Raw genomic sequence first — 25,498 nt, 5'->3', positions numbered from 1 at the left:
GCCATGGCGAAATGGCGCACCTGGCTGCCCTGGCTGTTGCTTGTGGCAGCCGGCCTGATTCTTCCGGCGATCCTGCCGCCGTTCCGGCTCAATCTGCTGGGCCGTTTTCTTTCCTTGGGGATTGTGGCCCTGGGGATCGATTTGATCTGGGGCTTCACCGGGATGCTGAGCCTGGGGCAAGGCATTTTCTTTGCCCTCGGTGGGTATGCCGTTGGCATGCACCTGCAGCTGCTTGCCTTGCCACCCGGTGAATTGCCGGAGTTCTTTGGCCTGTATGGCGTGAAGGCCCTGCCGGCTTTCTGGCAACCCTTCCATTCACCGCTGTTTACCGGTTTATGCATCTGGGTGCTGCCGGCCCTGGTGGCCGGAGTGCTCGGCTACCTGGTCTTTCGTAACCGCATCAAGGGGGTCTATTTCTCGATCCTCACCCAGGCGGCCTTGCTGGTGTTTTTCAACTTCTTCAATGGCCAGCAGAAGTTGATCAACGGCACCAACGGTCTCAAAACTGATACGGCTCGGATTTTCGGGGAGCTGGTGGGCAGCGACGCCATGCAGCGCAACCTCTTCTGGCTCACCTTGGTGCTGGTGGTGGCAGCCTGGGCGCTGTGCCGCTGGATCACCCGCGGCCGCTTTGGCGATGCCCTGATCGCCATCCGCGACGACGAGCCGCGGCTGCGTTTCACCGGCTACAACCCCACCGCCTACAAGACCCTGGTGTTCGCCATCGCGGGTGCCATGGCTGGTGTCAGCGGTGCGCTCTACACCGTGCAGTCGGGCATCGTCTCGCCCCAGTACATGGCGGTGCCCTTCTCGATCGAGATGGTGATCTGGGTTGCGGTGGGCGGCCGCGGCACCCTGATCGGTGCGGTGCTCGGCGCCGTGCTGATCAACTACGCCAAGAGCCTGGTGAGTGAGCAGCTGCCGGAAACCTGGTTGTTCATCCAGGGTGGTCTGTTCCTGTTGGTGGTCACGGCCCTGCCCGATGGTCTGGTCGGCTGGTGGCGCCAGGGCGGCCCCCGTCAGATCCAGGCGATGGTGGGCTGGCCGCCACTGGCACCCACCTATCCCGGCCTGGATCTCGACCCCGCCGTGCAGGCCGAACGCGAGGCCCTTGGCTCTATCCCCGGAGGTGCCCCATGACGGTGTCCGCTTCCACCCCAGTGCTTGAACTGCGCCAGGTGAGCGTCAGCTTCGATGGCTTCTTGGCGCTCAACGACCTCAATCTGTCGTTGGCTCCCGGTGAGTTGCGGGCCGTAATCGGTCCCAATGGTGCTGGCAAAACCACCTTCCTCGATGTGATCACCGGCAAGGTGCGCCCCACCAAAGGGGATGTTGTGTTTCGAGGGCGCTCGCTGCTGGGGATTGCCGAGCACCGCATCGCCCGGCTCGGCATCGGCCGCAAGTTTCAAACGCCACGGGTGTATCAAAACCTCACCCCTCGGCGCAATCTCGAGCTGGCCGTGAAGGGCAGCCACGCCCCCTTCAGCCTGTTGTTCGGCGGTCTGGACAGCCGCCAGCGCGATCGGGTGCAGCAGTTGCTGGCGGTGGTTGGTCTGGAGGCCCATGCCTCCCAGCGGGCTGGCAGCTTGTCCCACGGCCAGAAGCAGTGGCTTGAGATCGCCATGTTGCTGGCCCAGGATCCCTACGTGCTGCTGGTGGATGAGCCCGTCGCCGGCCTGTCCGAGGAGGAAACCGAGCGCACCGGGGCTCTGCTGCGCAGCCTGGCCGGTGACCACACCGTGCTGGTGATTGAGCACGACATGGACTTCATCCGCGAGCTCGATTGCCCGGTCACCGTGCTGCACGAGGGCCACGTGCTGTGTGAGGGCCCGATGGATGCAGTGCAGAGCGATCCCCGCGTGATTGAGGTGTACCTCGGCGTTGAGGACAGCGGCGTCGAGGACAGCGGCGTTGAGGCAGACGCATGATCTCTTCCCCCACCATGACCTCTCACTCCTATCCCCCCCAGGACGAGGCCGGCCACCTGCTGAGCGTGCGCGGGCTGAACGTCTACTACGGGGAGAGCCATATCCTCCGCAACGTCGACCTGTCGATCGCGCCCGGTCAGATGGCCTGCTTGATCGGGCTCAATGGCGTCGGCAAGACGACCCTGCTCAAGTCGATCATCGGTCTGGTGCCCCAGCGCAGCGGTCGCATCGACCTGGCTGGCAGCGCCTGCGGCGGTCTGCCGCCCCATCGCCGGGCCCGGGCCGGCATCGGCTACGTGCCCCAGGGGCGGGAGATCATCCCCCAGCTCACCGTGCGCGAAAACCTGTTGCTGGGCTTGGAAGCTCTACCGGGGGGGATGGCGCGCCATCGCCACATCGATCCGCTGGTGTTTGAGCTGTTTCCCGTGTTGGAAACGTTTTTGGCCCGCCGCGGTGGCGACCTCTCCGGCGGCCAGCAGCAGCAGCTGGCGATTGCCCGCGCCCTATTGGGCAAGCCCCGCCTCTTGCTGCTCGATGAGCCCACCGAAGGCATCCAGCCCTCCGTGGTGCTCGACATTCAGCGCGCCGTGGCTCGGATCATTCGCGAGACGGGGATTTCCGTGTTGCTGGTCGAGCACCACGCCAGCTTCGTGCGCCAGGCCGATTGGTATTACGCCATGCAGAAGGGGGGCATCGTGGCCAGTGGCTCCACCGCCGACCTCAGCAAGGAGATGATCCAGCGCTTCCTGAGCGTTTGAAGCTTTGGGTCTGGTGATTGGGCCTGGTGACGGGTTGGTTGTCGAGTCCCTGCTCCCTGGCTAGGACTGGGCCTCAAGTTCACGCTTTGGATTGTTGATGCGCTCTTCTTTTGTTGCCGCCGCCGCCGCCGCAGGTCTCTGCAGCACAGGTCTCCTGGCGGGCTCCTTGCCGGCCCAGGCGCAGACCTGTCAGTTCCTGGCCCCCGTTGGTGGCGATGGCGTCACCAACATCATCACCAAGACGATTGGGCCGGGCAATCCCTTTGGCCGCCCCAACTGGAACACCGATTTCTTCGTCACCCAGCCTTACGGCAGCTACAAGTTTTTCTTCACCGCCAACTCCTCGGTGAGTGCCACCTATCCGATTCAGGGATACCTGAAGTTCACCGATGGCTCCAGCCTGCAGGTGATCAACGAGTCGTTTGCACCCCAGGTGGGAACGGGTCGGATGTGGGGCCCCTTCCCGGCGATCCCCGGCAAGACCGTGAGCCAGCTCAACTTCAAGATCGGCGCCAGTGCCGATCAAGCCGCTACCGGCTTCACCTACCGCATCTCGACGATGGGCTGCAACTGATCGGGTTGCAACTGAGTGGGCTCAACCTGGGCCCCTGGGTGGGCCTGCGCCAGCCGTGAACCGGTGGCGATGGGAAACACCACCAGTGCCCAGGCCGCCAACACGCTGAGCTGGGTCGTTAGGCCCAGCTCGATGCTGGTGATGGCCACGATGCCGCCCAGGTAGAGAAACCACCACAGGCCCTGGCGCAGTTGCTGCCGATCAGCCAGAGCAAACAGGCCCGCCGGCACCAGCACGATCAGGCTGGCGCCGCGCAGGGCGCTGCTGCCGCACCAGCTGATCGCCCAGGTGGCCAGCACGAAGGCGGCGGGGCACCACAGGCGGGCACCGGGCAGGCGGTAGGCGCGGTGGGCCTGGGGCAGCTGCTTGCGCAAGGCGATCAGGCTCACCGGGCCCATGGCCAGAGCGATCACCAAGGTGGCCGTTAGGAAGCTCACCACGGTTTGCCAGCTGGGGCCGCTGAGCAGCATCAGCACCCCCATGGCCAAACTCACGAGGAGCGCCACCGAAGGCACCGCCTGGCGGTTGAGCCGTCCGAGGCTGCCCGGTAGCAGCCCACAGCGACCCATCATCCAGCCCACCCGGGCCGAGGCGCCCATGTAGGCCATGGCCGTGGCGCTGGGGGAGATCACCGCATCAAGCAGCAGCGGCCGCGCCACCCAGCCGAGGCCCAGGCCCATGGCCAGGGCCACCAGCGGTCCGCCATGGGCGCTGAGTTGCAGCCGGGCCCAGCCGCCAGTGAGCTGGTCGGGGGGAACGGACACCAGGAAGGCCAACTGCAGGATCACGTAGACGGCCAGGGACATGCCCAGGCCGAGAGCCATAGCCAGGGGCACGGTGCGCTGGGGCCGGCGGGCCTCGCCAGCCAGATCCATGGCGGTGCGGAATCCCAGCAGGGAAAACAGGATGCCGCCGCTGCTGATCGCCGTGACCATGCCCTGCAAGGTTTGGGCGGGGGCCTGGGGGATGGCGCGCAGGTTGCCCCAATGGCCCGAGGCCAGCATCAGTGTGATCGAGATCAGTAGGGGGATGGCCAGCTTCCAGGCCGTGAGCCCATCGATCCAGCGGGCCAACCAGCCCACGCCCGCCAGGTTGATCCAGGCCAGCACCACCAGCAGGGCCGTGGCCAGGGCCAGTCCTGGGCCGCTCAGCACCTGGCCGGCCCCGCCCTGGCTGGTGGTGGCCGCCACGGTGAGCCAGGGAAAGCTGCTGGCCAGGTATTGCAACACCGCCAGCACCTCAATGGTGGGCAGGGCCAGGTAGGCGATCCAGGCGCTCCAGCCGCCGATGAAGCCGGCGGTGCGGCCGTGGCTGAGCAGGGGGATCTGGGCCAGGGCGCCGGAACTGCTCACCAGGGAGCCCAGCTCGGCAAACACCAGGGCCAGGCTGAAGGCCAGCACGCCGCCCAACAGCCAGGCGCCGAGAGCGGCCGGGCCAGCACTGCGGGCGGCATAGAAGGGGGCAAACAGCCAGCCCGAGCCGATGGTGCTGGTGACCACGGCGAGGGTGAGGCTGCGCAGCCCCAGCTGGCGGGAGAGTCCGGAGCTGGTCATCAACGAGTCGTCATGTGATCATCCTCGCCTGGGCAGGAGCAGTTGCCGCCAGAACGTCTCGGCCTCACCGCCAAGGCTGCTGCCCGCGACCTCGCCGGCCAGGGGGGTGGCATCCAGGTGGCTGATCGGCCGGCAGCCCAGGCTGTTGATCAACCAGGCCGCTTCGCAGCGGGTCAGATCCTGCTCCTGGATCGGCTGCTCCACCAGCAGGCCTCGATCGAGGGCCTGCTGCCGCATGACGCCCGGCAGGCAGCCATGGCTCAGCGGCGGCGTGATCCAGCTGCCGTTGCGGCGCAGCAGCAGGTTGGCGGTGGTGCCGCAGCAGAGCCCGCCAGCGGTGCTGCGCAGCAGGGCGTCGTCGGCGCCGGCTTCGCGGGCCTGGCGGCGGGCCTGGATCGAGGGCCCGTAGGCGAAGCTCTTGCAACGGCTCAGCAGGCTGGTGGCGCTGCGCTCTTCGGTGGGGCTGACGATCACCCGCACCGGCTCAAAACACGGCTCGATGGCACTGAGCTGCAGCCAGAAGCTCGGGGTGCACGCACTGGGAATGGCGATCCCCCGGCTTCCCCCCCCGCCGGCGCCCCCGCTGCCCCGACTCCAGTTGAGCCGCAGGGCGCCACTGCTGCCACGGCCACTGCCGATGCCACTGCGCTGGATGGCTTCTGTGATCAGGGGTTGCACGATCGCCACGCCCGGTGGGGGCGGCAGGGCCAGCAGGGCAGCGGAGCGCTGCCAGCGATCGAGGTGCTCCTCCAGCAGCCAGGCGCGGCCCCCCTCCACCAGCAGCGTTTCAAACACGCCATCGGCCAGCAGCAGGCCCCGATCGCTGATCGGCAGCGCCAGATCTTCCGGCGGGCCCCAGCACCCTGGCCCCGAGGGGTCGGCCAGCCAGGCGATGGTCGCAGCTGGACTGCTCATGCCAGGGCCTCCAGCAGCGGTTGCAGCTTCCAACCCAGTTCTTCGGCTTCCCCGCCGGGATCGGAGTCGGCCACGATGCCGCAGCCGGCATGGGCCCGCAGCCGCTGGCCGCGCAGCAGCAGTGAGCGGATCAGGATGCTGCTGTCGAAGCTGCCATCGCTCCCCAACCGGAAGAGGGAGCCGCAGTAGGGCCCGCGGGGCACCGGCTCAAGGCCATGCAGCCGCTCACAGGCGCGGATCTTGGGGGCGCCGGTGATCGACCCCCCCGGCCAGCAGGCCCGCAGCAGGTCGATCGCGGCGAGCCCGGGCCGCAGCTGGCCCTGCACCACGGAGGTGAGGTGGTGCACCTGGCGGTAGCTCTCCAGACCCACCAGCTGGGGTACCTGGATCGAGCCCGGCACACACACCCGGCCCAGGTCGTTGCGCAGCAGATCGACGATCATCACGTTTTCGGCCCGGTCCTTGGGGCTGCAGACCAGGTCGGCGGCGGCATCCGCATCGGCCTCGGGGTCGCGGTGGCGCGGCCGGGTGCCCTTGATCGGCCGGGTTTCCACCAGCCCGGCCCCATCCACCCGCAGAAAGCGCTCCGGCGAGGCCGACAGCACCGCTTCTCCGGCCGCAGCGGCACCAGCGATCGCCAGGCCGCCAAAGGGTGCGGCGCAGGCGCGGCGCAGGCGGCTGTAGAGCACCAGGGGATCGGCGGCGCCCTCCAGCTGGTGTTCGCAGCAGGCGGTGAGGTTGGCCTGAAAGAGATCGCCGGCGGCGATCCAGCTGAGGATCTGCGCCACCTGCTCGGCGAACCGCTCGGGTGGGGTGTGCCAGTGCCAGGCCGTCGGGGGGATGGCTGCCAGTGGCGGGCCTGCCGGGGTGTGGGTGCCTGCCCCGTCCAGATCCAGGCCAGCCAGCAGCGCCGCAAAGGCGGCCAGCCGGGCTGGATCTTCGCCTTCGAGCCACTGCTCCCGGGCCTCGTGGTCGATCACCAGCACCGGGTCGTGGCGGGCGGCCCAGAGCAGGGCCATGTCGGGGTGATGCCAGTGGGAGGCCGGTTCCACCCAGGCCCCGGCTTCGTAGCTCAGCCAGCCCATCCAGTGGCCGCCGCCCTCGGCCAGGGCGGCCAACTCGGCAAAGGGATCCTCTGCCCCGGCCTGGCCCGGTAACCCTCGGCACACCCGTTGCTCCAGTGGTGCCAGGCCCAGGCGGCTGCAGCGGCCCTGGGGGCTGCCATCGCCATCGAGCCACACCAGCCCTTCGCTGCCCAGTGCCGCGGCCAGGGCCTGCACCAACGGCCAGGGCTCCCGCCAGGACAGGGGGTGGCGCTGGCTCATGGGGCCGTCGGCTGGCTGGCCAGGTCGGGTCGTCCGGCTTCGATCAGGGCGGCATCGCGGATGCGGCAGCTGTCGCACACGCCGCAGGGTTGCTCGCCGCCGGCGTAGCAGCTCCAGGTGGTCGCAATCGGCACCCCCAGCCGCAGGGCTTCCTGCACGATGCGCTTCTTGCTCCAGCTCACCAGCGGCGCCCAGAGTTGGGCGCCGTGGCCTTCGCGACCGGCCTTGCTGGCCAGGTTGGCCAGGGTCTGGAAGGCGGCCAGGTAGTCGGGGCGGCAGTCGGGATAGCCGGAGTAGTCAACAGCGTTTACTCCCAGCACCAGCCGCTCGGCGCCGCGGGCTTCAGCCAGGCTCAGCCCCAGGGCGATGAACACGGTGTTGCGGCCTGGCACGTAGGTGCTGGGAATCACACCTGCCTCGACGCCATCGATGGGGATGGCCAGGGCTCCATCCGTGAGGGAAGAGCCGCCCCAGGCCGCCAGGTTGACGGCGATGGTGTGGTGTTCCTCGAGGCCCAGGGCGACGGCCAGCTCCGTGGCGGCTTCCAGTTCGCGGCGGTGGCGTTGGCCGTAATCGAAGGAGAGCCCGATCACGCGGTGGCCGGCCTCGCCCGCCAGGGCCGCGGCGGTGGCGGAATCCAAACCGCCGGAGAGCAGGGCGATGGCCAGGGGCGGAGGAGGCATGGTCACGGATGCGAAACGGCCAGGGCGAGGGTCTGGTTCGCGAGTCGCTCACAAAGGTTGTACAGATGTACATCTTCCCTGAGGCCAGCGGCGCTCAATCCCGCCACGATGGCGGCAGTGCAACCGCAAGGCCGCCATGGTGATGGGACTGGTTCGCCTCTCGGCGTTGTTGTCCACGGGCATGACGCTCCTGCTGGTTGGGGCCCCCGCAGGCGCCATCCCCAGGCTCGATCTCTCCAGCTACCCCAAGCCCGCCGCCGGCGATCGGCGTTGGGTGATCCAGCTGCCGGGGGTGTTGCGGCCCTCTGCGGATGCGGTGATGTCATCCAACCCCGCTGATTGGCGGGTGCAGCTGATCGTCGGCCAGATGGCCCTGGTGGATTGCAATCGTCAGGTGTTCGGCGGCAAGCTGCGCCCCGTGAAACCCGCCCAGAAGGGTGGCCCGGTGATCTACCGAGTCACGGATGTGGGGTCCCTGGCCTCCACCCGCATGGCCTGCCCACCGGATCAGTCCCGCCGCAGCGCGTTTGTGCCGATGGCTGGCCAGCCGTTTGTGGTGCCCTACAACGCCAGCCGTCCCATCGTGGTGGATGCGCCCCGGCCCTTGGAGTTGCGTTGGCGCCTGTGGAAGGCCGAAAGCCAGGAGCGCCCGGCGAGTCTGCAGTGATCAGCGAGTCGTGATCAGCGCAGCCCCAGCAGCTTGTGGCTCTGCAGGCTGAGCCGCCATTGGGGGTGCTGGCGCACGTAGTCGATCGCTTGGGCCTGGCCGCTGGCGGAGTCCCAGCCTGGCTGAAGCAGGAGCTGGGGGCTGGCGTTGCCGCCGCGGGCTGCTTGGGCCGCAGCGGCCATCGCTTCCGCGAAGTCCAGATCCTCCGGCCCGTGCACCACCACCTTCAACTCATCGCAGGCGGCCAGCAGCTCCGGCAGCGGCGGCCGGTGGGCCTTCGGCGAGAGGGTGACCCAGGCAAAGCGGCCGCTCAGCGGATCAACGCCACTGGTTTCCAAGTGCAGTGGCAGCCCTGCGGCAGCCAGCGCGTTGCACAGGGGTGCCAGATCGTGGTGCAGCGGTTCTCCGCCGGTGATCACCACAAAGGCGGCTCCGGCGATCGCGGCGGCCTGGGCTTCGGCAGCGAGCGCCGCCAGGCTTCGCTGCGGGTGCACGTCCGCGGGCCAGGAGTGCTTGGTGTCGCACCAGCTGCAGCCCAAAGAGCAGCCGCCCAGCCGGATGAAGAAGGCGCTGCGGCCGGCGTGGAGGCCTTCCCCCTGCAGGGAGTGGAAGGTTTCCACCACGGGCAGGGTGCCCGTCATGCCACGGCGTTGGTGCTGGCGAGGGCTTCCTGGGGCGACCGCGGCAGCCGCTGCTGGGCGGCTTCGATCAGGCCACGGAAGAGCGGATGGGGCTTGCCCGGGCGGGAGAGGAATTCGGGGTGGTACTGGCAGGCGGTGAAGAAGGGGTGGTCTTTGAGCTCGATCAGCTCCACCAGCCGGCCGTCCGGAGAGGTGCCGCTGATGGCGTAGCCCGATTCCAGGAACAGGTTGCGGTAGGCGTTGTTGAACTCATAGCGATGGCGGTGGCGCTCGTACACCACCTCATCGCCATAGAGGCTCTGGCCCAGGGTGCCTGCCGCCAGGCGGCAGGGGTAGACGCCGAGCCGCATCGTGCCGCCCAGGTCCACCACGTCCTGCTGCTCGGGCAGCAGGTGGATCACCGGGTGGGCCGTGTCGGGATCCAGTTCGGCGCTGGTGGCATCGGCCAGGCCCGCCTGGTTGCGGGCCCACTCGATCACGGCGCACTGCATGCCAAGGCACAGGCCTAGGAACGGCACCCGCTGCTCGCGGGCCAAGCGGATCGCGGCCACCTTGCCGTCGACGCCGCGGTTGCCAAAGCCGCCGGGCACCACCACCGCATCCATGCCCGCCAGCAGCGCTTCGGCGCCCTGGGTTTCGATCTGTTCGGCGCAGATCCAGTGCAGATCGAGGGAGGCATCCCGATCCAGACAGGCGTGGCGTAGGGCCTCCACCACCGAGAGGTAGGCGTCGTTGAGCTGCACGTATTTGCCCACCAGGGCCACCTTCACGGCCGGGCCCGGGTGCCGCAGCTTGGTGACCAGCTCCTGCCAGCGGGCCATGTCACTTTCAGCGTTGCTGAGCTGCAGCACGTCGAGCACCTCGCGGCAGAGGCCCTCCTGCTCCATGGCCAGCGGCACGGCGTAAATGCTGTCGGCATCGAGGGCCTGGATCACCGCCCGTTCGGGGACGCCGCAGAAGCCGCCGATCTTGCGCCGCAGCTCCTCACTCACCGGCCGGTCGCTGCGGCACACCAGCACATCTGGCTGGATGCCGATCGAGCGCAGCTCCTTCACCGAGTGCTGGGTGGGCTTGGTTTTCAGTTCGCCCGAGGTGCCAATGAAGGGCAGCAGGGTGACGTGCACGTAGGCCAGGTCGTGGCGCCCCACATCGCCCCGGAATTCCCGGATCGCCTCCAGAAACGGCAGCGATTCGATGTCGCCCACCGTGCCGCCGATCTCCCCGATCACCACGTCGGCGCCCGAGTTGGCAGCGACCCGCTGGATGCGCTCGCGGATCTCGCCGGTGATATGGGGAATCACCTGCACGGTGCCGCCGTTGTAGTCGCCACGGCGCTCCTTGTTGATCACCGACTGGTAGATCGAACCGGTGGTCACGCTGTTGAGACGCGACATGGCCGTGTCGGTAAAGCGCTCGTAATGGCCTAGGTCGAGGTCGGTCTCGGCGCCGTCTTCGGTGACGAACACCTCACCGTGCTGGTAGGGGCTCATCGTGCCCGGATCCACGTTCAGATACGGGTCAAGCTTGAGGATCGAGACGCTGTAACCGCGGCTCTTGAGCAGCCGCCCAAGGCTCGCGGCCACGATGCCCTTGCCGATGCTCGACACCACACCGCCGGTGACGAAGACGAACTTGCTCATATCCCTAGACCGATCCCTCAATGTACCGGGCGTTCCAAGGCTCCCTTGCGCCTGCGGGGCTGGCTGGGTTCGGCGGTCACGCCCGCTGCGCGGGCAACACCGCGCTCACCGCAGCCAGACCCCGCAGGAGCCGGGGGAGGGCTTGGGCCCGCTCAGCCCTGGAGGCTTTCGCTCGGCGGAAGCCAGACGCCCAATCGGCACTCCGTCAACCCTCCAGCAGGCTGCGCAGCATCCAGGCGGTCTTCTCGTGAATCTGCAGCCGTTGGGTGAGCAGGTCGGCGGTGGGCTGGTCGTTGGCCGCGTCGGCGGTAACCATCACGCTGCGGATCGTGCGGGCCACGGCCTCATGGCCCAGCACCAGCTCGCGCACCATCTCCAGGGCGGCCGGGATGCCCTGGGTTTCGGGGATGGAGGAGAGCTGGCCGTAGGTGGCGCCGCCGAAGGGTGCCGGGCAGCCCAGGGCGCGGATGCGTTCGGCGATGGCGTCGAGGGCCATCCACAGCTCGGTGTACTGCTCCATGAACATCAGGTGCAGGGTGTTGAACATCGGCCCGGTGACGTTCCAGTGGAAGCCGTGGGTCTTGGCGTAGAGCACGGTGCTGTCGGCCAGCACCCGGCCCAGCCCCTCGGCGATCTGCAGGCGCTGGGGCTCGGGGATGCCGATGTCAATCGGGGGTGCGGTGTTGGCCATGGCGGCTTATCCGTAGTGACTTCGTTTTAGCCCGGTTTGGCTGGTTTAGTCGAGGCTGCCCAGGTAATCCTTCACCCGGCAGCGGTTCTGGGGCTGACGCAGCTTCAGCAGGGCCCGCGATTCGATCTGGCGCACCCGCTCCCGGGACAGGTGCAGGGCTTCTCCGATTTCCGTCAGGGTGCGGGGTGTGTCGTCCTCCAGGCCAAACCGCTGGCGGATCACTTCGGCCTCACGGCTGTTCAGCTCCTCCAGCAGGGCTGTGAGGTCGTTGTGGAGTTGCTCGCGGGCCAGCTCCTGCTCCGGTGTGCTGTGGCTGTCCTCCAGCAGATCGCCCAACTCCGTGTCCTGGTCCTTTCCCACTCGCCCTTCCAGGGAGACGGGGCGGGGCACCTGCAGCAGGGTCTGGCGTACCGCTGCTTCGCTGAGTTCCAGATCCCGGGCGATCTCGGCCACGGTTGGGGTGCGGCCGAGGCGGGCAGTGAGCTCCCGCTGGGCGCGCTTGATCCGGTTGAGCTTCTCGGTGATGTGCACAGGTAGCCGGATCGTGCGGCTTTGGCTGGCGATGGCCCGGGTGATCCCCTGGCGTATCCACCAGTAGGCGTAGGTGCTGAAGCGAAACCCGCGGGTTGGGTCGTAGCGCTCCACGGCCCGCTCCAGCCCGAGGGTGCCTTCCTGCACCAGATCCAGCAGTTCCAGGCCGCGACGCTGGTACTTCTTGGCCACCGCCACCACCAGTCGCAGGTTGGCCTGGATCATCCGCTCCTTGGCCCGCTTGCCGCGGTGCAAGGCCTGGCGCCGTTCGCCTGCAGCCAGCTCGGGCTCAGCTCCCTCCTGCAGAAGTCGCTCGCGCCGCTGCACCAGGCGAGCCAGGGTGAGCTCCTCCTCCTGGCTCAGCAGGTCAACCCGGCCGATGTCCTGGAGATAGAGCCGCACCAGGTCGGTGATGGCGGGGGTGTTGGGCAACCGCAACGGTCGGTGGTTGCTTCACCGTTGCCCGCATGGGGGCGGAGGCGTTGATTCCCCCGATTTGTTTTGGTTTTCAGCCAGCTTCCTCGTCCACCCAGGTGCTGGCCACGTGCAGCTCCTCCAGCTGCTTGCCAGACACCCCGGCCGGAGCCTGGGTCATCAGGCAGCGGGCTTGCTGGGTTTTCGGGAAGGCGATGGTGTCGCGGATCGACTCCTCGCCGGCCAGCAGCATCACGATCCGGTCCACGCCGAAGGCCAGGCCGCCGTGGGGCGGGGCGCCCATGTCGAGGGCGTCCATCAGGAAGCCGAACTGTTGGTTGGCTTCTTCGAGGGGCAGGCCGATGGTTTGCAGCACCTGGCGCTGCAGGGCCGAATCGTGGATGCGCAGGGAGCCGCCGCCCAGCTCCAGGCCGTTGAGCACCAGGTCGTAGGCCTGGGCGCGGGCCGTGGGCAGGGTGGTGGCCCAGGCGGCCGGGTCGTTGCTGAGATCGTCTGCGTTGGGGGCGCAGAAGGGGTGGTGCAGGGCCTCGAGGCGGTTCTCGTCTGAGTTGAACTCAAACATCGGGAAATCCACCACCCAGAGAAAGTTCCAGCTGTCGTTGTCGCGGTCGGGCTTCACCAGGCCCAGCTCGCGGGCCAGAAACTGGCGCACCCGATCGAGGGCCTTGTTCACCGTGGCGGTGTCGCCGGCGCCGAACAGCAGCAGGGTGCCGGGCTCGGCCCCGGTGCGGGCCAGCAGTTCGGCCTTCTTGGCGTCTGTGAGGTTGTCCTTGATGGCGCCGATGGTGTCGATCTCGCCGCCCTCGCGCACGCGGATGAAGGCCAGCCCACCGGCACCGGCCTTCTGGGCCTCGCTGAACACATCGCCGCCGGGCTTGATGCGCACGTTGCTGATGGCGTCATTGCCGCCGGGCACGGCGATGCACTTCACCGAGCCACCGGCGGCCACCGCACCGCTGAACACCTTGAAGCCCATGTCGGCCACCAGGTCGGAGACATCGGAGAGTTCCAGTCCGTAGCGGGTGTCGGGCCGGTCGGTGCCATAGCGCGCCATGGCCTCGTGCCAGGTGAGGCGCGGGAAGGGGCGGGGCAGTTCCACACCCCTCACGCTTTTCCAGATGCTGGCGATCAGGGCTTCGTTGAGCTTCAGGATCTCCTCCTGGCCCATGAAGCTCATCTCGATGTCCAGCTGGGTGAATTCCGGCTGGCGATCGGCGCGCAGGTCTTCGTCGCGAAAGCAGCGGGCCACCTGGTAGTAGCGCTCGATGCCGCCCACCATCAGCAGCTGCTTGAACAGCTGGGGCGACTGGGGTAGGGCGAACCACTCGCCGCCGCACACCCGGGATGGCACCAGGTAGTCGCGGGCGCCTTCGGGGGTGGAGCGGGTGAGAACCGGCGTTTCCACCTCGATGAAGCCCTGGTCTTCCAGGAAGCGGCGGGCGGCTTGAATCGTCTGGGCGCGCAGGCGCAGGTTGCCGTTCATGCGCTCGCGGCGCAGATCGAGATAGCGGTGGCGCAGCCGCAGCTCTTCGCGGGTGTTCTCCTCGTCGTGCACCGACACGGGGAAGGGCAGGTTGCCCTTCACGGCATTGAGCACGGTGATGGCGCTGGCCAGCACCTCGATGCGGCCGGTGGCCAGCTTGTCGTTGATGGCGTCGGCGGGGCGCTCGCGCACCGTGCCCTGCACCTGGATCACCGTTTCATTGCGCAGGTGCTCGGCCACGGCAAACATCGCAGCGCCGTTGTCCGGGTCGACGGTGATCTGCACGGTGCCGCTGCGGTCGCGCAGGTCGATGAAGATCACGCCGCCGTGGTCACGGCTGCGGTCCACCCAGCCGCAGAGCTGAACGGCCTGGCCGCTGGCGTCGTGGCGCAGGTCGCCGCATCCGTGGCTGCGCATCTGGGATCGGGTCTGGGATTCGCGATTGTCCCATCTGAGGGCTCCCCAGCAGCTCAGATGGGTGGACCGTCCTGAAGTCCGTACAGGCTGTACAGAATTGGCGACAGCTGAATGTTTAGCGCCGGTAAAAGGGCCGCTTCACCACCAGGGCTGGCTCGGCCTTGCCGCGGATCTCCACCGCCAGCTCGGTGCCCGGCTTAGCCAGCTCGGCGGGCACCAGGGCCAAAGCGATGCCCGCTTCCAGGCTCGGCGACCAGCCGCCACTGGTGACCGTGCCGAGCGGCGTGGTTCCCGCAGCGGCCGCGGCGGCCAGCACCGGGTAGCCATGGCGGGGGATGGCGCGGCCCTGCAGCTTCAGGCCCACCAGTCGGCGCTTCACGCCCTCGGTGGTCTGGCGCTCCAGCACTGCGCGGCCAATGAAAGGCTTGGGCATCTCCAGGTGCACCAGCCAGCCCAGCCCCACGTCCAGGGGTGTGGTGGTGGCATCCATGTCGGCGCCGTAGAGGTGCATGGCTGCCTCCAGGCGCAGGGTGTCCCGGGCACCGAGGCCGCAGGGGGTGACGCCGCTGTCCAGGAACCGCTGCCAGAGGGCTAGGCCCGCCGGGCGGGGCAGCAGCAGCTCTAAGCCGTCCTCGCCGGTGTAGCCGGTGCGGCCCACAAAAGCCGTTCCGATCCCTGGCAGATCGAGGTTGCGGTGGCCGAAGCGGGGTAGGCCAGCAAGGCTGGTGCCTGCCAGCGCTTCCAGCCGGCCTGCCGCCTCCGGCCCCTGTAGGGCCAGCAGCACCCCATCGCCCTTGTGGTCGGCCACCGTGATGCCCTGGGGTTCCAGCTGGCTGCGGATCCAGGCCGTGTCGGCCTCGGCGCAGGCGGCGTTGATCACCACCAAGAGCGCGTCGGTGTCGGCGATCCGGCCTTGGTCGTAAACGATCAGGTCGTCGCGGATGCCGCCCTGCGCATTGAGCAGCACCGTGTAGCAGGCTTCGCCGGGGCCGATGCGGAAGAGGTCGCTGGGCACCAAGGCCTGCAGGGCATCCTTGGCGCCATCGCCCCGCAGGCTGAGCACGCCCATGTGGGAGATGTCGAACACCCCGCACTGGCGTCGAACGGCGTGGTGTTCGGCCACCAGGCCGGTGAACTGCACGGCCATCTCCCAGCCGGCGAAGGGCACCATCCGGCCGCCAGCCGCCGTGGCGGCGTCATATAGGGGAGTGTGCTGGAGGCCCATGGGGTGGATCCTATGCAGCCATGGCGGGAATCCAGAAGGAACTCGGAAGATTCGGTTTTCCGGCTACCCGGAGGCGGCAGTCGTCCATACCTTGAGAGACCCAAGTCCTGCCTGGATGGGTTCGCGCCCTTGCTGCCGTAGCTGCCGCCACTGCGCTCCTCCCACGGGGGGGGAGTTTGGCTGGTGCCAGCTGCGGCGGTTGCCGATCCATCCCGAGTTGGCGGCAGAACTCTGGTGTCATCACTGGACCGCCCGTCCGCCGCGGTTGCCCGTGATGGCCGCGCCAGCTTCTGGAGGAGGAGCGTCAGCGCAGCCGAACCAGCAGCTCAGCCTCGAGTCGGCACTGGCAGAAAGCTGAAGCAAATGTGAAGCTTGCTTCAAGTGGCCTGCTTTTGTAGGCCAAGTCTGGGCACTGCGAGGCGGCTAGGTTGTATTAAGGAGGCAAATATTTTGAAGGGGGTGACGGGCGTGGTGGCATCTCCGGCAATCAATACGTCGATCGAGCTGATGGCAGCTCAGGTGGATTGCGAGGTTCTCACCCTCCCCACCGGCGCCAAGGTGTTTTCCCGGGGCAACCGAGCTGATGCCATCTACGGCGTGCGGCGCGGCATCATCGAAGTGATTAGCGAAGCCGGGGACAAGCTCTGCTACCGGCCCGGTGAGCTGTGCAGCTACCAGGACATCGTGTGGCGCGATGGCATCTACCGCAACGACGCCCTGGCCCGCACGCCGGTGGAACTTCTGCGGCTCGATCGGCTGCGCTTCCTCAACTTGTTGCACAACCACCCCACCCTGGCGGTGCTGCTGATCAGCCAGCAGCATGAGCGCCTGCGGGAGCAACGCACCAGCGGCACCTGTTGTTACTGAAGGCCCTTTCGGCTCAGCGATCCAGCAAGAACATCAGGCTGCGCACCACCTTGGCCGCTAGCACGCTGCTCACCCCGGTGGGATCCAGCTGGGGCGCTAGCTCCACCACGTCGGCGGCCACCAGGTTGTGGTGGCGCAGCTCTTCCACCATGGCGGCGAAATCCCGCCAGAGGAAGCCGCCAGGCTCGGGGGTGCCGGTGCCGGCCATCACCGCCGGATCAAACCAATCCAGATCCACGGTGAGGTAGAGAGGCTGGCCGCGCAGGGGCTTCAGGGCTTCGGCCATCCGCTCGATCGCCACCAGGCGGCCCGTCTGGCGCAGTTCGCTGAATTCTTCGCGGGTGCCGCTGCGGATGGCGATCTGCAGAAGCTGCTGGCTGGGTAGCACCTCCAGGCAGCGGCGCATGGCGCAGGCGTGGCTGTGTTGGGCGCCGAGCCACTCGTGGCGCAGGTCGGCGTGGGCATCGAGTTGCACCAGCACCAGATCCGGGTGCTCGGCCGCCACGGCCGCCACCGCTCCCGAGCTGATCGAGTGCTCGCCGCCGAGCATCAGCGGCTTGAGGCCCAGGGCCAGCACAGCCTCGGTGGCCTGCTTCACGGCCGCCACCACCGGCTCAGGTGCGCCGAAGGGGATCTCCACGGCGCCTAGATCAGCGATGGCGAGCTCCTCCAGATCCCGATCGAGTTGGGGGCAGTAGCTCTCCAGGCCGCTGCTCACCTCGCGGATCGCGCCCGGCCCGAAGCGGGTGCCGGGGCGGAAGGAGGTGGTGCCGTCGTAGGGCACGCCGAACAGGCCCACCCGGCAGCCGGCCGGGTCGCGCTGGCTGCCCATGTAGATGGCGCCGTCGGTGTCGAAAAGGTCGTTCATGCGTTCAGCTCGCGCTCGATGGCGGCGGGGATGGCGTCGAAGGCACCGCGCTGCCAGCGCGGGCTCCAGATCTCACAGCCACTGGCCACGGCCGCGGCGCGGGCGGGATCCGGCTGCAGATAGCGACGGCCGCCTGTGGCGGCGAATGTCCAGCTCCACCAGCCGCTCGGATACATCGGCACCCAGCCATACATGGGATCGGCGTGGCCGAACACCTCGCGGATCAGCTTCACCGTGTCGAGGTGCACCTGGCGAAAGGCCTCGGGGGATTCGCTCTGGGTGGCGAACACACCGCCGGGCTTAAGGATGCGGCGGCATTGCTCAAAGAAGGCCCGGTTGAACAGGCCCTCGGCCGGGCCAGCCGGATCGGAGCCATCGACGATCACCACGTCGTAGCTGGCGTCGGCGGCGCCTGCGGCCCAGGCGATGCCATCGCCCACGGTGAGGTGGAAGCGGGGATCACTCCAGCAGCCACCGCCGATGCTCGGCAGGTGCTGCTGGCTCAACTCCACCACCAGGCCGTCGATCTCCACCATGTCGAGGTGCTGCACGCCGGCGTGCCGCAGGCACTCGCGGGCGGTGCCGCCATCGCCGCCACCGATCACCAGCACCCGCTCGATGCTCGCCGCGCTGCAGAGGGCCGGATGCACGATCGCCTCGTGGTAGTGCCGCTCCTGGCGCTCAGCCGTCATCCAGCAGCCATCGAGCAGCAGGCCCTTGCCGTAGCGCTCGCTGTCGATGATCGTGACGCGCTGGAAGGGAGACTGCTCTTCGGCGATCACCTGGCCGGCCAGGCCGTAGCGCACGCCGTCGAAGATCTCGTCGATCCAGCCCATGGCTCAGGGGTTGCAATCTCCAGCCTTGCGCATCGCCGGTGTGTCGCCCGTGACAGGCTCAGGCCATGGCCCCAGCGCGCCCCAGCGACGACCTGCAGGTGACCCCGGCGGTGCGGATCCCGGCGGCGGAGCTGGCCTGGCGCTTTTCGCGCTCCTCCGGCCCGGGCGGCCAGAACGTGAACACCACCGACTCGGGGGTGGAGCTGGTGTTTGACCTGGCGGCCTCGGGCGCTGTGCCGCCGCTGCTCCAGGCCCGGGCCCTGGGGCGGCTGGAGGACAAGCTCGTGGATGGGGCGATCGTGATCGCCGCCAGCGAGCACCGCTCCCAGTGGCAAAACCGGGTGGCGGCCCAGCGGCGCCTGGTGGAGCTGCTGCAGGAGGCGCTCAAGCCGCCGCCGCCGCCGCGGCGACCCACCAAGCCCACCCGGGGTTCCAAGGAGCGGCGCCTGGCGGCCAAGAAACAGCGCAGTGCCATCAAGAGTCAGCGCAGCAGCCGGGTCGTGCTGCCGGAAGATTGAGGTGTCGGTGGCGTTGTCCCTGATCTGTACAGCTTGTACAGCTCTTGTGAGGGTGTTGTTGCGAGGGGTCAGCAGCCTGGCTGATGCGAGTTTTCAGCCCAGATCTGGGCCTTGGCCTGCTGCCACAACCCCTCCAGCTCGCCGATGCTGCGGCCCTGCAGCTCGCCGCCCAGGGCTGCCTCCACGCGGGAGAAGCGATCGAGGAAGCGGCGGTTGGTGCCGGCCAGGCCGGCCTCGGGGTCGAGACTGCACCAGCGGGCCACGTTCACCAGGGTGAACAGCACGTCACCCAGCTCCTCCTGGGCATGGGCCCGATCGCCGCTGGCCATCGCTTCCGCTACGGCCTCCTTGAGCTCGTCGAGCTCCTCGTGCACCTTCTCCCACACACCTGTGATGTCGTCCCATTCGAAGCCGGCCGCGGCGGCTTTTTTGGAGATGGTCATGGCGCCGGCCAGGGCGGGCTGGCCGCGCACCTTGCCCGCCAGGCGATCGCTGAGGGGGCTGGCTGAGGGGGCATGGCTTTCGCCTTCGGCCCACTCGGCCCGTTCCTGCTGCTCCTCGGCCTTGATCGCCTCCCAGTGGGCCCGCACTGCTGCGCTGTCGGCCGCCTCGACCTCGCCGAACACATGGGGGTGGCGGCGCACCAGCTTCTCGTTCAGCCCCTGGGCAATTTGCGCGAGATCAAAGCGACCTTCCTCACTGGCGATCTGGGCGTGCAGCACCACCTGCAGCAGCAGGTCGCCCAGTTCTTCGGCTAGGTGCGCGTCGTTGCCATGGCGGATCGCATCGGCCACCTCGTGGGCCTCCTCCAGCACGTAGGGCACCAGGGAGGCGTGGGTTTGTTCGATGTCCCAGGGGCAGCCACCTTCGGGATCGCGCAGCTGGGCCACCACGGCGATCAGCTCGGCGAGGGCTGCCAGGCTTGGATCGGCACGGTTTGGATTGGCACGGCTTGGATCGGTCGGGGCGCTCATCGGACGCGGCCGCGTGGTCGGCGCCACCTTCGCAGCAGCCGCGGTGTTTTGGGCATGGGATCACCGTCCTGGATCAGGTGCAGCCAGCTGCTGGCCTCCAGGCCCACCAGCGCTGCCACCACCAGCGGGCGTTGGGTCTGCCAAAGGGTGCCGCACGCAGCCAGGAGCTGTTGCGGTGGCGGACCCCCCAGGGGCTGCAGCAGCAGGCAGATCGCCAGCGACGCCCCCAGCAGGTAGCTCAGTCGCCCGGCGGTGCCCAGCAGAGGACTGTGAGACAGCAGCGACCGGTGGCGCAGCAGGCGCCGGTAGGGCCACCACAGCAGCCGTAGCGGCCCCCAGCGCTGGGTGGGGTTGGAGCGGGTGTCGAGGTCGGGGGAGAGCAGCAGACCGCCCAGCAGGAAGGCTCCTCCGGCGGCGGCAACACCGGCCAGCCCCAGCCAAGGCCACCACAGGGCCCCGAAGGGCAGCGCCAGGATCCAGGTGGCGCGGTCGTGGCTGCGGCCGCTGGCCATCGCTCAGGGCCCCGCTGCCGCCAGCTTCAGCACCCGCGCTGCGGGCGGGCCGACGGGCCGCAGTCGTTCGCCGCTGCCATCACCGGCGCGCCAGCGCCGGTTGATCCAGTAGTACTGCTCGGCATAGCCCTGGATCCACGGTTCATGCCAGCGGGCTAGGGCGGCCATCTGGGCGGCGAGGGCCGTTGGGCCGCTGCCAGGCCAGAGGGGCGCCCCGAAGATCAAGCGGAAGCGGCCGTTGTCTTCGCGAACTTGGGCCACGGGAAACAGGGGACAACCTGATTTCTGGGATAGGGACGCTGGCCCCTTGGCGAAGAAGGTGGAAAGTCCCAGGAAATCGACCTGCAGCTCACTGCTGGGGCTGTAGAGGTCGGTCATCGTGACCAGGCTGCCGCCGCTGCGCAGCCAGCGGAACATGGCTTTGACGTTGCCTTGAGGGATCCAGTCGCAGTTGCTGTTGGCGCTGCGGGCCTGGTTGAGCAGGCGGTCGCTGTAGGGGTTGCGGGCGGGCCGGTAGATCACCGACAGGGTGTCAATCTGTTGACTCAGCCATCGCAGTCCAATATCCCAGCAGCCCAGATGCAAGGAGCCGATGATCACTCCCTGGCCTTGGCGGTGCAGACGCAACAGCTCCTCGAGGCCCTCTCCTTCAGCGCTGATCCGTGCGCTGTCGACAGGTTGGATGATCGATTCCAGGCAGGATAGAAAAAAGCTATCAATTGAGCGCTGCGCAATCAATTGGCGCTGGCGCATGCTGAGTTGATCGCCGTAGACGCGCTTGAGGTTCTCGATTGCTGTGGCATGGCGGTGAACGAGCCAGGGCCTGGCCAGGCGATGGGCCAGCGCAATCCCACGGATCATTGTGCGGTGGGAGCGCCCGCTCAGCACCACCAACAGCAGCTGCACAGCAAGGGCCTCCATTTGCCAGCGCAGCTTTCGCTGGAGCTGGACAGGCCGAGGCGAGCGTCTGGTCATGAATTGGGGACCGGGCCGATATTGGGGTGTAGTTTGCCTTCCGCGCGCGATTAGCTCAGCGGTAGAGCGCCTGCCTTACAAGCAGGATGTCGCTGGTTCGAACCCGGCATCGCGCATCTCAGGCAGGGCCTTGAAAATCTCCCGAAAGCCGCTTGTGCACCGGCTTTCGGGGTTCCAGCGTGTGGTTGGCTCTGCACGGGCATGCCAGGCTTGGAGGGCAACCTTCTCACATACCTTCTCACGTTCCTCCTCACATGGCTGCCCCCCTTGCCTGGGAGACGGTGCTGCGTGCGGGGGTGTCTCACTCCTTGTCTCGCCTCGGTTGTCGGCGTGGCTGGAGTGTCGCCAACCATCGCGGCCTGGTCCGACTGAACATCACGGCTAACGCCGGCGGCGGACATCGCCGCCAGCTGCTGCTGCCCATTCCCTGGGATGGGGACCATGTGGATGAAGTGCGGGATGCGGTGGTGGCCCTGCATTCGGCGTTTCAGGACGGCGAGGATCTTGAAGACGCTTTAATCAGGCTCTACCCAGGTCAGGCGCCGCTGGCTTCCACCGATAGGGCTTCCTCGTTCAGTCTGCGGCAGATCCCGCCAAGAGCCTCGCCTGGTCTGCCCTTGTGGAGCTCTACCGCGATCACAAACTCTGCAGTGGTGAGGTCAAAACCGCCACATGGGAGCGGATGTACCGGCCTCGGATGGGCCTGATGGTGGAGCTGTTGGCCGATCGTTCCAGTGGCGGGTCAGCTGATGCCGACGCGTTATTGCGACTGACGGCGGCGCAGTGGGCAGAGCGGCCTGGCTGCCGTACACGCCAGCTGCAGGTGCAGTACACCGCTGCGCTGCTGCGTTGGCTGGTGCAGCAGGGGGCACTCAGCCAGGAGTGGAGTCCTCCCCAGGATCTCAGCCCCTACATCGGCCGATCCCGTCAGCAGCGCATGGTCACCACGCCGATGGCTGTGGAGCACATCCTGGCGATGGTTCAAGCGATCCCAGATCAGCGCTGGCGTCTTTGTTTCCAGTTGATCGCTGCCTATGGCTTACGGCCCGAGGAGATCCAGCACCTGGAGCTCAGGCAGGGACGCCTTTGGTGCCTCTACGAAAAAGTGGCAGCTCGCGGTAAGACGAAGCCCAGGCCGCTGCGGCTGCTTCCTTGCGACCAGTGGTCAGCGGCCTGGAACCTGGAGGCCTCGTTCTCAGCAGATCGCCTGCCCCCGATGCGTCCCGGCCATGGTGCTCAGGACATCAGCCAGTACCTGCGGCGTCGCTCCCTCTGGATGGAGCTCAAGCGCGACTACGAAGCTCAGGGCGAAAAGCTGGTGCTCTACTCCTGCCGGCACGGCTACGCCCACCGGGCCCACGTGATCTGTGACCTGCCGCCCAAGGTCGTGGCCGCGGCGATGGGCCACAGCGTGCAGACCCACCTGGCGGCCTACAGCCGCTGGTGCGGGGATGACGTGGTGGATGACGCCTTCGCCAAGGCGGAGCAGCGTTTTCTGGTGGCATAAGGAACACCTCCTCCGCTTTGGCGAAGGCCCGGGCCGCATCCGGCTTAGCCCTGAGGGTTGCTTACGGCTCTTTCCCACGATTCAGACTGCACCGAAGAGCTGGGCCGGTTTGTTCATGGCGCATCGCGTGTTGGCCGAGATCGCAGTGAGCATCTCGGAGCACAAGAAGAACCCCATGGCCACCGTGGCTGCGGGAGATGGGATGGCCGTCGCGGTGCTCAACCGCAACGAGCCAGCGTTCTATTGCGTGCCGGCTAAGGCCTACGAGGAACTGATGGACCTGGTGGAAGACCTGGAGCTGAACCGTCTCACTGACTCGCGTCTGGCGGACGGACAGGAGCCAGTGCGGGTCAGCCTTGATGCCCTCTGAGACCGGCTTTCCTCTGCAGGCCCTGCAACGGATTGGCGACTTATTGCAGTGCTGGCCTCATTCCGAGGGCAGCCGCGGCTTGCTGCATCCGCCCATCGAAGCTGGCCAGATGGGTGCAGCGGCTGTGCAGCGCCACCGCCAGATGCAAGGCGTCACCCGCCCGGAGACCCATGGCCGAATCCTGGAGCAGCTCGGCGGCCTGGTGAAAGCGCTCGCGATCGAGGGAACGAAGTTCCACTCCGCCCTTCAGCAGGCGCTCGAACTGCTCCCCAGCGGCCTGGCGTGCTTCAGAACTGAGGCCGTGATGGCGCTGCTTGATTCCCAGGGCGCTGTGGGTTTCGGTGATCAGCCAGTCGCTGCTGATCAAGGTTTCGCGCGATTGCCCAAACCAGTCGAGCGCTTGCGCACTGCGTTCTTCTGGGGTCAGCAGAGCCACCACCACGCTGGTGTCGAGATAGATCATCGATGGCTCAGCGTCACCAGCGTTCACCGCCGCGGCATTCCTCGGTCACTGAAGGGGTGAGAGGCATGGTTGACTGAAGCTGGCGCAGATCAGCGGCCAGGGCAGAGCGATCCAGCTTGCGCAGAGGCTCCAGGCTCAGGCGGCCATCAGCTCCAACGACGATGTCGATCTGATCGCCTTCCTGCAGTCCGGCCTGACGCAGGCAATCGGCCGGGAGCCTGACCGCCAGGCTGTTCCCCCATCGGCGGATCGCCTGCGGGAAGTGCTGGCAGGCGTCAGCTGAGCGATCTTGAGGCCTGGACTGTGTCAAGGAACGCCCTCGGCCGTTCACGGCCACTCGTAGAGACATGACTCTACGTCCGCTTCGTGGCTGTCAGTGCTGCAGATGCCGCCGGCTCCAGCCGGTGATGGTGGCCTCCACGTTCTCGAGGTGCCACTGCAGGGGGCCCCGGCCCTGGGTGCAGCCCCAACGCCTGTAGTGCTTGCCGGGGGTGAGCACCCCCCGCAGCCGCAGCTGGCGGAGGGTTTCGCGGCTCATGCCCAGGGCAGCGCAGGCTTCTGCTGTCGTGACCCAGACCCGCTGGCGCGATGAGGTTGTCGGCGTCTCCATCAGCCTCCTGCCGGTTGAGCGCGGAAGCGCTGGAGGGTCTCGATCAACCAGGAGCGGCGGTAGCTCTTGACCTGGCGTGGGGCACCGTCAACGAACTGTTGGCGGCAAGGGGGCTCTTCGCCGAACTCCTGGCGGTAGGCCCTGGCCACGAGCTTGCCGGCAGCGCAGAACTGGTTGCGCGGCAGCGCTTGCTGGAACACCTCCAGCCAGGCATCTCCCAGGGTGAGCTCTTGGTCAGTCGGGGCGCCGGGCAGCAGTCCCGAACTCGCGGTGAGCACGTTGCTGCGCACGATGTCCTTGAACAGGAGTTGATCGCGTTGATCGAGGCCGCCCAGTTGCTCGAACAGGGTGATGCTGCGTTCCACCAGCGCGATCACCTCGACCTCTCGCAGCCGGGGCGGGGGCGATTCCACCGGCGCCGGTTGAGCCTGCTGGAGACTCTCCAGGAACCAGCCATCCATCCACACCGCGAACGGTGCGCTGATCCACCGGGCCAGGTCGACAGCTACCTGGGGGTGAATCCAGGTTTCGCCCCCATCAACACCTCCGGCGCGGGACTCGATCAAAGCGTGGACCGAAATTCGGGCTTCGGTCGAAAGGGCTTCCAAATACTCGTTAGCCCGGTCCGACTCGCGGTATTTGGTCCACCGCTTGCCGTTGGCTCGGCACATTGCCGTGGCGTTGACGTAGCCGTCGGTGCTGCGTCGCTGGATCGGTGTGCCATTCCAGGAAAGGGAGATCAGGGACTGGGATGCCATCGGAGCGGAAGGAGTCGGCGTAGATGAATTCGGAGCTGATTGATTCATCGGTCTGAAAGCGGTGTGATGGGGGGAACCTCACCGGCGTCAGTGCCGGCATCGGAGCGAAAGACGGAGTTGGGGCTGGCCAGCGGCTGCGGCGGCACGGGCCCGGCGAGCACGAACAGCAGGGTGCTGAGCTGAAACAGCAGTCCGAGCACAACCAGCAGGCGCAGGGCGGTGAGGCTGCTGGCCGTGACGGCCACGGTGGTGGGCCGGCGGGTGCGGCAGAAGGCAGGCAGCTGGGGACCGGGCCGGTGAAGGGGCCTGCCCCTCCAGGCCCCGGCGTTCTGGTCCTGTCGATCGAGGGGCATCAGAACAACTCCTCGTCGTCGTCCTCGCCATCCGCCGACTGTCCCGCGTCAAGCCCCTTGGCCGATTGGCGTCAATCAAGTTGGCCGGTTAGGGGAACTGATCGCCCCCCGGTTGTCGCCGGCGACAACCGGGGGGCGATGACGCTGGAGGCGACACGAAAACTGAGCTACCCATCAGTCCGAGCCATTGCCAGCACTAACTTCCTCTGATCGGCACCAGGCGACAACCACGTTGGCCGGTTAGTCGCCGAGACCTCCGCTGAACCTTGCCCTGGAGCGCACGAGCCGGCGGACCCCAGAGTCCGCCGGCTTGTGCGGAGCTTCCTACTGGGGCCTGCTTCCATCGGCGCCAGGTTGTCGCTGGACGACAATCTCCCGGGCTGTTCTCCGCTTCTCTACGGCTGCTGTGGCTGTTGGCTGC

General features: G+C 67.6%; 29 protein-coding genes and 1 tRNA gene. 10 read left to right on the top strand and 20 right to left on the bottom strand.

Annotated elements, in window-relative coordinates; genetic code table 11:
* Positions 1–3: 3 nt before the first annotated feature.
* From urtC to CJZ78_RS00205, 4 genes are all read left to right on the top strand, one after another.
* Positions 4–1,140, top strand: a complete 1,137-nt coding sequence (urtC, locus tag CJZ78_RS00220; RefSeq protein WP_094558896.1) for an urea ABC transporter permease subunit UrtC — start codon at positions 4–6, stop codon at positions 1,138–1,140.
* Entirely contained in the window at positions 1,137–1,928 is a 792-nt protein-coding gene (urtD, locus tag CJZ78_RS00215) for an urea ABC transporter ATP-binding protein UrtD (protein ID WP_094558895.1), read from the top strand. Before urtC ends, urtD begins: the two co-directional genes overlap by 4 nt.
* A gap of 14 nt (positions 1,929–1,942) precedes the next feature.
* On the top strand, positions 1,943–2,686 hold the full coding sequence (gene urtE, locus CJZ78_RS00210; RefSeq protein WP_094558894.1) for an urea ABC transporter ATP-binding subunit UrtE: 744 nt from the start codon (positions 1,943–1,945) through the stop codon (positions 2,684–2,686).
* Positions 2,687–2,783: 97 nt separating this feature from the next.
* The gene (locus CJZ78_RS00205) at positions 2,784–3,260 is read left to right on the top strand and encodes a hypothetical protein (RefSeq protein ID WP_094558893.1); all 477 of its coding nucleotides are present in this window, start codon (positions 2,784–2,786) and stop codon (positions 3,258–3,260) included.
* Here the strand turns inward: CJZ78_RS00205 and CJZ78_RS00200 are convergent.
* Genes CJZ78_RS00200 through queC form a run of 4 tightly spaced genes read right to left on the bottom strand, consistent with a single transcriptional unit; the run spans position 3,230 to position 7,736 of the window.
* Positions 3,230–4,813 carry an APC family permease gene (locus CJZ78_RS00200; protein WP_094558892.1) on the bottom strand — a complete coding sequence of 528 codons (1,584 nt, stop codon included), beginning with the start codon at positions 4,811–4,813 and terminating at the stop codon, positions 3,230–3,232. The genes CJZ78_RS00205 and CJZ78_RS00200 overlap by 31 nt on opposite strands.
* Positions 4,814–4,831: 18 nt before the next feature.
* Positions 4,832–5,728 carry an aminotransferase class IV gene (locus tag CJZ78_RS00195; protein ID WP_094558891.1) on the bottom strand — a complete coding sequence of 299 codons (897 nt, stop codon included), beginning with the start codon at positions 5,726–5,728 and terminating at the stop codon, positions 4,832–4,834.
* A complete protein-coding gene (locus CJZ78_RS00190; RefSeq protein ID WP_094558890.1) occupies positions 5,725–7,053 on the bottom strand; it encodes an anthranilate synthase component I family protein in 1,329 nt (442 codons plus the stop codon). The genes CJZ78_RS00195 and CJZ78_RS00190 overlap by 4 nt, the downstream gene beginning before the upstream one ends.
* Positions 7,050–7,736 carry a 7-cyano-7-deazaguanine synthase QueC gene (gene queC / locus CJZ78_RS00185; protein ID WP_094558889.1) on the bottom strand — a complete coding sequence of 229 codons (687 nt, stop codon included), beginning with the start codon at positions 7,734–7,736 and terminating at the stop codon, positions 7,050–7,052. Before queC ends, CJZ78_RS00190 begins: the two co-directional genes overlap by 4 nt.
* Positions 7,737–7,878: 142 nt before the next feature.
* Here queC and CJZ78_RS00180 point away from each other — a divergent pair, with 142 nt between their 5' ends.
* Positions 7,879–8,403: an ecotin family protein gene (locus tag CJZ78_RS00180; RefSeq protein ID WP_094559193.1), complete on the top strand. Its 525-nt coding sequence runs from the start codon at positions 7,879–7,881 to the stop codon at positions 8,401–8,403.
* Positions 8,404–8,417: 14 nt separating this feature from the next.
* On the opposite strand, the gene CJZ78_RS00175 is transcribed toward CJZ78_RS00180, so the two are convergent.
* The 6 genes from CJZ78_RS00175 to gcvT form a co-directional block, all read right to left on the bottom strand.
* A complete protein-coding gene (locus CJZ78_RS00175; RefSeq protein WP_094558888.1) occupies positions 8,418–9,044 on the bottom strand; it encodes a 7-carboxy-7-deazaguanine synthase QueE in 627 nt (208 codons plus the stop codon).
* A complete protein-coding gene (locus tag CJZ78_RS00170) occupies positions 9,041–10,684 on the bottom strand; it encodes a CTP synthase (RefSeq protein ID WP_094558887.1) in 1,644 nt (547 codons plus the stop codon). The genes CJZ78_RS00175 and CJZ78_RS00170 overlap by 4 nt, the downstream gene beginning before the upstream one ends.
* A gap of 205 nt (positions 10,685–10,889) precedes the next feature.
* Positions 10,890–11,375, bottom strand: coding sequence for a Dps family protein (locus tag CJZ78_RS00165; RefSeq protein WP_094558886.1), 486 nt, complete (start codon positions 11,373–11,375; stop codon positions 10,890–10,892).
* 45 nt (positions 11,376–11,420) lie between these two features.
* On the bottom strand, positions 11,421–12,338 hold the full coding sequence (locus tag CJZ78_RS00160; protein ID WP_304442185.1) for an RNA polymerase sigma factor, RpoD/SigA family: 918 nt from the start codon (positions 12,336–12,338) through the stop codon (positions 11,421–11,423).
* Between the two features lie 76 nt (positions 12,339–12,414).
* Complete coding sequence (gene aspS / locus CJZ78_RS00155) at positions 12,415–14,241, bottom strand: aspartate--tRNA ligase (RefSeq protein WP_094558884.1); 1,827 nt, start codon at positions 14,239–14,241, stop codon at positions 12,415–12,417.
* Between the two features lie 115 nt (positions 14,242–14,356).
* A complete protein-coding gene (gene gcvT / locus CJZ78_RS00150; protein ID WP_094558883.1) occupies positions 14,357–15,466 on the bottom strand; it encodes a glycine cleavage system aminomethyltransferase GcvT in 1,110 nt (369 codons plus the stop codon).
* 471 nt (positions 15,467–15,937) lie between these two features.
* Here gcvT and CJZ78_RS00140 point away from each other — a divergent pair, with 471 nt between their 5' ends.
* On the top strand, positions 15,938–16,333 hold the full coding sequence (locus CJZ78_RS00140) for a cyclic nucleotide-binding domain-containing protein (protein WP_233128373.1): 396 nt from the start codon (positions 15,938–15,940) through the stop codon (positions 16,331–16,333).
* A gap of 13 nt (positions 16,334–16,346) precedes the next feature.
* Here the strand turns inward: CJZ78_RS00140 and speB are convergent, their stop codons facing one another.
* Both speB and speE read right to left on the bottom strand, forming a co-directional pair.
* Entirely contained in the window at positions 16,347–17,201 is an 855-nt protein-coding gene (speB, locus tag CJZ78_RS00135) for an agmatinase (RefSeq protein ID WP_094558880.1), read from the bottom strand.
* Complete coding sequence (speE, locus tag CJZ78_RS00130; protein ID WP_094558879.1) at positions 17,198–18,037, bottom strand: polyamine aminopropyltransferase; 840 nt, start codon at positions 18,035–18,037, stop codon at positions 17,198–17,200. Before speE ends, speB begins: the two co-directional genes overlap by 4 nt.
* Positions 18,038–18,102: 65 nt before the next feature.
* Here speE and arfB point away from each other — a divergent pair, with 65 nt between their 5' ends.
* Complete coding sequence (gene arfB / locus CJZ78_RS00125) at positions 18,103–18,555, top strand: alternative ribosome rescue aminoacyl-tRNA hydrolase ArfB (RefSeq protein WP_094558878.1); 453 nt, start codon at positions 18,103–18,105, stop codon at positions 18,553–18,555.
* Between the two features lie 68 nt (positions 18,556–18,623).
* Here the strand turns inward: arfB and mazG are convergent, their stop codons facing one another.
* Genes mazG through CJZ78_RS00110 form a run of 3 tightly spaced genes read right to left on the bottom strand, consistent with a single transcriptional unit; the run spans position 18,624 to position 20,962 of the window.
* Positions 18,624–19,529, bottom strand: a complete 906-nt coding sequence (gene mazG, locus CJZ78_RS00120; RefSeq protein ID WP_094558877.1) for a nucleoside triphosphate pyrophosphohydrolase — start codon at positions 19,527–19,529, stop codon at positions 18,624–18,626.
* The gene (locus CJZ78_RS00115) at positions 19,526–20,041 is read right to left on the bottom strand and encodes a DUF2227 family putative metal-binding protein (RefSeq protein ID WP_094558876.1); all 516 of its coding nucleotides are present in this window, start codon (positions 20,039–20,041) and stop codon (positions 19,526–19,528) included. The genes mazG and CJZ78_RS00115 overlap by 4 nt, the downstream gene beginning before the upstream one ends.
* A gap of 3 nt (positions 20,042–20,044) precedes the next feature.
* Entirely contained in the window at positions 20,045–20,962 is a 918-nt protein-coding gene (locus tag CJZ78_RS00110; protein ID WP_158217010.1) for a lysophospholipid acyltransferase family protein, read from the bottom strand.
* A 98-nt stretch (positions 20,963–21,060) separates the two neighbouring features.
* Between CJZ78_RS00110 and CJZ78_RS00105 the strand changes: the two genes are divergently transcribed.
* From CJZ78_RS00105 to CJZ78_RS00095, 3 genes are all read left to right on the top strand, one after another.
* A tRNA-Val gene (locus CJZ78_RS00105) sits at positions 21,061–21,132 on the top strand.
* A gap of 503 nt (positions 21,133–21,635) precedes the next feature.
* Positions 21,636–22,523 (top strand): hypothetical protein, encoded by an 888-nt coding sequence (locus tag CJZ78_RS00100; protein ID WP_094558874.1) that lies wholly within the window; start codon positions 21,636–21,638, stop codon positions 22,521–22,523.
* Between the two features lie 115 nt (positions 22,524–22,638).
* Positions 22,639–22,893 (top strand): type II toxin-antitoxin system Phd/YefM family antitoxin, encoded by a 255-nt coding sequence (locus CJZ78_RS00095; protein ID WP_094558873.1) that lies wholly within the window; start codon positions 22,639–22,641, stop codon positions 22,891–22,893.
* 40 nt (positions 22,894–22,933) lie between these two features.
* Here the strand turns inward: CJZ78_RS00095 and CJZ78_RS00090 are convergent, their stop codons facing one another.
* The 5 genes from CJZ78_RS00090 to CJZ78_RS00075 all read right to left on the bottom strand — a co-directional run bounded on the left by CJZ78_RS00090 (position 22,934) and on the right by CJZ78_RS00075 (position 25,077).
* Complete coding sequence (locus CJZ78_RS00090) at positions 22,934–23,383, bottom strand: type II toxin-antitoxin system VapC family toxin (RefSeq protein ID WP_233128372.1); 450 nt, start codon at positions 23,381–23,383, stop codon at positions 22,934–22,936.
* Positions 23,370–23,666: an AbrB/MazE/SpoVT family DNA-binding domain-containing protein gene (locus CJZ78_RS00085; protein WP_233128371.1), complete on the bottom strand. Its 297-nt coding sequence runs from the start codon at positions 23,664–23,666 to the stop codon at positions 23,370–23,372. The genes CJZ78_RS00090 and CJZ78_RS00085 overlap by 14 nt, the downstream gene beginning before the upstream one ends.
* A gap of 63 nt (positions 23,667–23,729) precedes the next feature.
* Positions 23,730–23,966, bottom strand: a complete 237-nt coding sequence (locus CJZ78_RS13595) for a helix-turn-helix domain-containing protein (protein WP_143592814.1) — start codon at positions 23,964–23,966, stop codon at positions 23,730–23,732.
* Positions 23,966–24,724 (bottom strand): KilA-N domain-containing protein, encoded by a 759-nt coding sequence (locus tag CJZ78_RS00080; RefSeq protein ID WP_158217009.1) that lies wholly within the window; start codon positions 24,722–24,724, stop codon positions 23,966–23,968. The genes CJZ78_RS13595 and CJZ78_RS00080 overlap by 1 nt, the downstream gene beginning before the upstream one ends.
* Before the next feature lie 44 nt (positions 24,725–24,768).
* Complete coding sequence (locus CJZ78_RS00075) at positions 24,769–25,077, bottom strand: hypothetical protein (protein ID WP_094558870.1); 309 nt, start codon at positions 25,075–25,077, stop codon at positions 24,769–24,771.
* Between the last annotated feature and the right edge of the window lie 421 nt (positions 25,078–25,498).

The organism is Synechococcus sp. 8F6 (assembly GCF_002252665.1).
In the GTDB taxonomy this organism is placed as follows: domain Bacteria; phylum Cyanobacteriota; class Cyanobacteriia; order PCC-6307; family Cyanobiaceae; genus Cyanobium_A.
Note: the sequence above shows the minus strand (reverse complement) of the source record. Positions and strands in the feature narration are given on the sequence as shown.

What these genes read in the sequence shown, in the direction of transcription:
- urtC (WP_094558896.1), top strand. Translation starts at nt 4, where the DNA reads ATGGCGAAATGGCGCACCTGGCTGCCCTGGCTGTTGCTTGTGGCAGCC.
- urtD (WP_094558895.1), top strand. Translation starts at nt 1,137, where the DNA reads ATGACGGTGTCCGCTTCCACCCCAGTGCTTGAACTGCGCCAGGTGAGC.
- urtE (WP_094558894.1), top strand. Translation starts at nt 1,943, where the DNA reads ATGACCTCTCACTCCTATCCCCCCCAGGACGAGGCCGGCCACCTGCTG.
- CJZ78_RS00205 (WP_094558893.1), top strand. Translation starts at nt 2,784, where the DNA reads ATGCGCTCTTCTTTTGTTGCCGCCGCCGCCGCCGCAGGTCTCTGCAGC.
- CJZ78_RS00200 (WP_094558892.1), bottom strand. Translation starts at nt 4,813, where the DNA reads ATGACCAGCTCCGGACTCTCCCGCCAGCTGGGGCTGCGCAGCCTCACC.
- CJZ78_RS00195 (WP_094558891.1), bottom strand. Translation starts at nt 5,728, where the DNA reads ATGAGCAGTCCAGCTGCGACCATCGCCTGGCTGGCCGACCCCTCGGGG.
- CJZ78_RS00190 (WP_094558890.1), bottom strand. Translation starts at nt 7,053, where the DNA reads ATGAGCCAGCGCCACCCCCTGTCCTGGCGGGAGCCCTGGCCGTTGGTG.
- queC (WP_094558889.1), bottom strand. Translation starts at nt 7,736, where the DNA reads ATGCCTCCTCCGCCCCTGGCCATCGCCCTGCTCTCCGGCGGTTTGGAT.
- CJZ78_RS00180 (WP_094559193.1), top strand. Translation starts at nt 7,879, where the DNA reads ATGGGACTGGTTCGCCTCTCGGCGTTGTTGTCCACGGGCATGACGCTC.
- CJZ78_RS00175 (WP_094558888.1), bottom strand. Translation starts at nt 9,044, where the DNA reads ATGACGGGCACCCTGCCCGTGGTGGAAACCTTCCACTCCCTGCAGGGG.
- CJZ78_RS00170 (WP_094558887.1), bottom strand. Translation starts at nt 10,684, where the DNA reads ATGAGCAAGTTCGTCTTCGTCACCGGCGGTGTGGTGTCGAGCATCGGC.
- CJZ78_RS00165 (WP_094558886.1), bottom strand. Translation starts at nt 11,375, where the DNA reads ATGGCCAACACCGCACCCCCGATTGACATCGGCATCCCCGAGCCCCAG.
- aspS (WP_094558884.1), bottom strand. Translation starts at nt 14,241, where the DNA reads ATGCGCAGCCACGGATGCGGCGACCTGCGCCACGACGCCAGCGGCCAG.
- gcvT (WP_094558883.1), bottom strand. Translation starts at nt 15,466, where the DNA reads ATGGGCCTCCAGCACACTCCCCTATATGACGCCGCCACGGCGGCTGGC.
- speB (WP_094558880.1), bottom strand. Translation starts at nt 17,201, where the DNA reads ATGAACGACCTTTTCGACACCGACGGCGCCATCTACATGGGCAGCCAG.
- speE (WP_094558879.1), bottom strand. Translation starts at nt 18,037, where the DNA reads ATGGGCTGGATCGACGAGATCTTCGACGGCGTGCGCTACGGCCTGGCC.
- arfB (WP_094558878.1), top strand. Translation starts at nt 18,103, where the DNA reads ATGGCCCCAGCGCGCCCCAGCGACGACCTGCAGGTGACCCCGGCGGTG.
- mazG (WP_094558877.1), bottom strand. Translation starts at nt 19,529, where the DNA reads ATGAGCGCCCCGACCGATCCAAGCCGTGCCAATCCAAACCGTGCCGAT.
- CJZ78_RS00115 (WP_094558876.1), bottom strand. Translation starts at nt 20,041, where the DNA reads ATGGCCAGCGGCCGCAGCCACGACCGCGCCACCTGGATCCTGGCGCTG.
- CJZ78_RS00110 (WP_158217010.1), bottom strand. Translation starts at nt 20,962, where the DNA reads ATGGAGGCCCTTGCTGTGCAGCTGCTGTTGGTGGTGCTGAGCGGGCGC.
- CJZ78_RS00095 (WP_094558873.1), top strand. Translation starts at nt 22,639, where the DNA reads ATGGCGCATCGCGTGTTGGCCGAGATCGCAGTGAGCATCTCGGAGCAC.
- CJZ78_RS13595 (WP_143592814.1), bottom strand. Translation starts at nt 23,966, where the DNA reads ATGGAGACGCCGACAACCTCATCGCGCCAGCGGGTCTGGGTCACGACA.
- CJZ78_RS00080 (WP_158217009.1), bottom strand. Translation starts at nt 24,724, where the DNA reads ATGGCATCCCAGTCCCTGATCTCCCTTTCCTGGAATGGCACACCGATC.
- CJZ78_RS00075 (WP_094558870.1), bottom strand. Translation starts at nt 25,077, where the DNA reads ATGCCCCTCGATCGACAGGACCAGAACGCCGGGGCCTGGAGGGGCAGG.